A 1,657-nucleotide genomic window follows, 5' to 3' on the forward strand; every position below is an offset into this window, starting at 1 on the left:
CTGAAGGGACATGTCCATCATCGATCTTTCTTTCCAGTCTGGATCCAGGTGTCGGTAAAACACTCACATTGGTTGAGTTTGTCAGACAGATTGTCGCTTCTTCCGATCATGATCATGTTGGTGTCATCCTCTTCCTGTCCCGCCTTGATGAGATTGAAAGATTGGTGAAGGATGCTGGCCTACAGGAGCATGACTTCGCAGTCTGGACGTCGGACAAGGATGTCAATTTGCTGTCATCCACACAAAGGCGGCAGGCACAGATCCTGTTCACGACCCAACAGATGCTGGTTACACGCTGTTCAGGGCAGTCTTTCGAGGAGTGTCCGGATTTCCACTACCAAGGGTCTCCGAGACGCGTGAGGGCATGGGATGAGACTCTGGAGCCGGGAAAGGTCGTCACCTTATCGTCAGATGAATTGGGCGGTCTGCCTGAGATATTTCGCTATCTCGCCCCTGCGCTTGCCGACACGCTTCAGGAATTCCACCGCCACTTGACCACGAGCGCCACAAAGTCTGTGCTGCGAGTCCCGGTGTTTGATGATCATCTCCTAAAAAAGGTCATCATGAACGGGGTGGACGTAGACAAGAAGAGGCGGCTGGAGAAGCTTCGTGCACTCTCTGGCCGTGCCGTACAGGTCCTTGACGGTATGGGAAATCAACGCATCGCGCTCGACGTCCGAGACGCACTCCCCAGCGACATCGCCCCTCTCCTCGTCCTTGATGCTTCTGGTCGCGTTCGCCAGACCTATCGCTACTGGGAGAAGCATCGGGGAGGTCTGACCCGACTTCGCCCAGCGTCGAAGAGTTACAGCCCGCTCACCATCCAAGTCCTCGATCAGGGATCAGCCAAGGATAGCTGGCAAAGGAACGGGAACCTGCTCGCCATGGAGGTCGCCACGCTCATCGACAGCAAGCCAGACGAGCCTTGGCTGGTGATCCACCACAAGGACGCCCGACAGGTCGATCCGAAGGCTTCCATCCTCCGCGAGGTGCAGACCGACCATAGCCGTGTCCACTTCCTTCACTGGGGTGCCCACCAGGCCACCAACGCTTTCAAGGAGATCCCCAACGTGATCCTCGCCGGAACCTACGCCCTGCCTGAGAGCCAGTACATCGGCTTGGCGCATGCCAGCACCGGCATACCTGTTGGCGACAACCTCCCCAACGACCTCGTCAACGAGATCCGTCTCGGCGAGCATGGTCACAACATCCTGCAGGGTCTCTGTCGGGCTTCTGTGCGGGGAAGCCTTGGCTCTCGATGCCGTCCCTGCAACGCCTATATCATCGCGGCCAAGGGTTCAGGCATCCGGGAGGCGCTGCCAACATGGTTTCCCGGCTGCAAGGTGAAGACTTGGCGACCACACCACAAGTCGCTGCAGGGAAAGGTGAAGGATGCCGTGGAGTACCTGAAGCGATGCCTTGTTGCTGATCCAACCATTGCAATCACCTTCAGCAAACTTATGGCGGTCTTGAGAATCTCCAATAAGTCCAACTTCAACCGCACCATCAGGAAGCATGAGGACTTCAAGGAGGCTATCGAGGCCCTTGGTCTGGAGGAGGTGACCATTGGCCCGGGTCGTTACCTGAACGCCTTAAGACCGGTCTGGGATCCGGATCCGGATGGCGACTACATCGCGGATGTTTAGGGGTCACATGT

At 57.0% G+C, this 1,657-nt stretch carries 1 protein-coding gene; it reads left to right on the forward strand.

The window, feature by feature from the left end; genetic code table 11:
* The coding region (locus R3X27_RS25445) for a hypothetical protein (RefSeq protein ID WP_317711713.1) at positions 1–1,646 on the forward strand (1,646 nt) is incomplete at its 5' end.
* Between the last annotated feature and the right edge of the window lie 11 nt (positions 1,647–1,657).

It is taken from the genome of Tropicimonas sp. TH_r6, assembly GCF_033101155.1.
In the GTDB taxonomy this organism is placed as follows: Bacteria; Pseudomonadota; Alphaproteobacteria; order Rhodobacterales; family Rhodobacteraceae; genus Tropicimonas.